General features: G+C 57.0%; 2 protein-coding genes. Both read left to right on the forward strand.

The window, feature by feature from the left end:
• Positions 1-359 precede the first annotated feature (359 nt).
• A complete protein-coding gene (gene purH, locus ACMWJS_RS22825; protein WP_048030768.1) occupies positions 360-1,949 on the forward strand; it encodes a bifunctional phosphoribosylaminoimidazolecarboxamide formyltransferase/IMP cyclohydrolase in 1,590 nt (529 codons plus the stop codon).
• Between the two features lie 15 nt (positions 1,950-1,964).
• The gene (gene purD, locus ACMWJS_RS22830) at positions 1,965-3,257 is read left to right on the forward strand and encodes a phosphoribosylamine--glycine ligase (RefSeq protein ID WP_414747629.1); all 1,293 of its coding nucleotides are present in this window, start codon (positions 1,965-1,967) and stop codon (positions 3,255-3,257) included.
• The last annotated feature ends 126 nt before the right edge of the window (positions 3,258-3,383 follow it).

Raw genomic sequence — 3,383 nt, forward strand, 5'->3', positions numbered from 1 at the left:
AGAGTCAACCCGTTATTTCAGGATTTTTTCTCTTCAACCGAACCGCTTGTTGTGTGAAGTGATTCACATCCGCCGTGTCGATGGAGGCGCATTATAGGGAGTTATCCGCAGGCCGCAACCGCTAAATGACAGAAAAATGACTGACTGCTGCATTCCCCAGCAAAACCCCGCCTTATACCTTTTTACACACAGACTTATCCACAATGATACGAAAAAGTAAAAATGTGCGAGCGTTGCGCAAACGTTTTCGTTAAAATGCTCGCGCTTAACAAGGATGCCTCGTCAGGTGTGTTAGATGAGTTTTTCACAGGAAAATTCATCTAACGCTCTCTGTAATCGTGAAATCCAGGGGATTTACCATGCAACAACGTCGTCCAGTCCGCCGCGCTCTGCTCAGTGTTTCTGATAAAGCCGGTATCGTCGAATTCGCTCAGGCACTTTCTGCACGCGGTGTGGAGCTGCTTTCCACAGGTGGAACCGCTCGCCTGTTAGCAGATAAAGGTCTGCCGGTAACCGAAGTGTCCGATTACACCGGTTTCCCGGAAATGATGGATGGACGCGTCAAAACCCTGCATCCGAAAGTCCACGGCGGTATTCTTGGCCGTCGCGGCCAGGACGACGCCATTATGGAACAGCACGACATCGCGCCGATCGACATGGTTGTCGTTAACCTCTACCCGTTTGCCCAGACCGTTGCCCGTGAAGGCTGCTCTCTGGAAGATGCTGTAGAGAACATTGATATCGGCGGCCCGACCATGGTGCGCTCTGCGGCCAAGAACCATAAAGATGTCGCCATCGTGGTAAAGAGCAGCGATTACACCACCATTATTAATGAGATGGACGCCAACGAAGGGTCGCTGACCCTGGAAACGCGTTTCGACCTCGCCATCAAAGCCTTCGAACACACCGCGGCGTACGACAGCATGATCGCCAACTACTTCGGTAGCCTGGTACCGGCTTACCACGGTGAAAGCAAAGATCCTTCCGGCCGCTTCCCGCGCACCCTGAACCTGAATTTCATTAAGAAGCAGGATATGCGTTACGGTGAGAACAGCCACCAGCAGGCGGCCTTCTATATAGAAGAAGAGGTAAAAGAAGCCTCTGTTGCAACCGCTCAGCAGGTGCAGGGCAAAGCGCTCTCCTATAACAACATTGCCGACACCGACGCCGCGCTGGAATGCGTGAAAGAGTTCAGCGAGCCGGCCTGCGTTATCGTCAAGCACGCCAACCCATGCGGCGTGGCGGTAAGCACGTCGATTCTGGAAGCTTACGATCGCGCGTACAAAACTGACCCAACCTCCGCGTTCGGTGGCATCATTGCCTTCAACCGCGAGCTGGATGCGGAAACCGCACAGGCCATCATCTCCCGCCAGTTTGTCGAAGTGATCATCGCGCCATCGGCCTCCGATGAAGCGCTGAAAATCACCGCGGCAAAACAGAACGTGCGCGTACTGGTTTGCGGCCAGTGGGCAGAACGCGTGCCGGGCCTGGACTTCAAACGCGTAAACGGCGGTCTGCTGGTTCAGGATCGCGATCTGGGTATGGTGACAGAAGCCGACCTGCGCGTGGTGACCAAACGTCAGCCGACCGAACAGGAACTGCGTGACGCGCTGTTCTGCTGGAAAGTGGCGAAGTTCGTGAAATCCAACGCCATCGTCTACGCGAAAGAGAACATGACCATCGGGATAGGCGCAGGCCAGATGAGCCGCGTTTACTCTGCAAAAATCGCGGGTATTAAAGCAGGTGACGAAGGCCTGGAAGTCAAAGGCTCCGCCATGGCCTCTGACGCCTTCTTCCCGTTCCGTGACGGTATCGACGCCGCAGCCGCTGTCGGCATCACCTGCGTGATCCAGCCTGGCGGTTCAATCCGCGACGACGAAGTGATTGCCGCTGCCGACGAACACGGCATCGCGATGATCTTCACCGACATGCGCCACTTCCGCCATTAATTCCCGGAGCTGAAAATGAAAGTATTAGTGATTGGTAACGGCGGACGCGAGCACGCGCTGGCGTGGAAAGCGGCGCAGTCTCCGCTGGTGAAAACGGTCTTCGTGGCACCGGGCAACGCCGGTACCGCACTGGAACCCGCGCTGCAGAACGTGGCTATCGGCGTGACCGACATTCCGGCGCTGCTCAGTTTTGCCCAGAGCGAGAAAATCGACCTGACCATCGTCGGCCCGGAAGCGCCGCTGGTGATTGGCGTGGTGGATGCGTTCCGCGCAGCGGGCCTGAAAATCTTCGGCCCAACGGAAGGCGCCGCGCAGCTGGAAGGCTCCAAAGCCTTCACCAAAGATTTCCTCGCGCGTCATAACATCCCGACGGCGGAATACCAGAATTTCACTGAAGTGGAGCCTGCTCTGGCCTACTTACGTGAGAAGGGCGCGCCGATTGTTATCAAGGCCGACGGTCTGGCCGCCGGTAAAGGCGTGATCGTCGCGATGACGCTCGACGAAGCCGAAGCCGCGGTTCAGGACATGCTGGCAGGTAACGCCTTTGGCGATGCGGGTCACCGCATCGTGATTGAAGAGTTCCTCGACGGTGAAGAGGCGAGCTTTATCGTCATGGTCGACGGCGAGCACGTTCTGCCGATGGCCACCAGCCAGGATCACAAGCGTGTGGGTAATGGCGACACGGGTCCTAACACCGGCGGGATGGGCGCTTACTCCCCTGCTCCGGTCGTGACTGACGACGTCCACCAGCGCACCATGGATCGCATCATCTGGCCTACCGTGAAGGGAATGGCAGCAGAAGGGAATACCTACACCGGTTTCCTTTACGCAGGTCTGATGATCGACAAGCAGGGTAACCCTAAGGTCATCGAATTCAACTGCCGCTTTGGCGATCCGGAAACGCAGCCCATCATGCTGCGCATGAAATCCGATCTGGTGGATCTGTGCCTGGCAGCCTGCGATGGCAAGCTGGACGAGAAAACCTCCGAGTGGGACGAGCGTGCGTCTCTCGGCGTGGTGATTGCTGCGGGTGGTTATCCGGGCAACTACAGCACCGGAGATGAAATCCACGGTCTGACGCTGGAAGAGAGGGAAGGTGCGAAGGTGTTCCACGCCGGTACGAAGCTGGCTGAGGACGATCGCGTTCTGACCAACGGCGGCCGCGTGCTGTGTGCAACCGCGCTGGGCCATACCGTGGCAGAAGCGCAGAAGCGCGCCTATGCGCTGATGGCGGATATTCACTGGAACGGTAGCTTTAGCCGTCAGGATATCGGCTATCGCGCGATTGCGCGCGAGCAGGGGGAGTAATTCCTCCTCGCCCTCACCCTAACCCTCTGTACAGTCCGGGGACATGGTAGACAGGTGTTCGGGGACATGGTGAACACTTTTTAACATCCTTTACCCATGGTGATCGACTGTTTCTTCAGGTCGATC

This window comes from Enterobacter sp. HK-058-C-ECC (assembly GCF_047531125.1).
Taxonomy (GTDB): Bacteria; Pseudomonadota; Gammaproteobacteria; order Enterobacterales; family Enterobacteriaceae; genus Enterobacter; species Enterobacter quasiroggenkampii.

Coding starts and splice junctions, on each gene's coding strand:
- purH (WP_048030768.1), top strand. CDS start 360: ATGCAACAACGTCGTCCAGTCCGCCGCGCTCTGCTCAGTGTTTCTGAT.
- purD (WP_414747629.1), top strand. CDS start 1,965: ATGAAAGTATTAGTGATTGGTAACGGCGGACGCGAGCACGCGCTGGCG.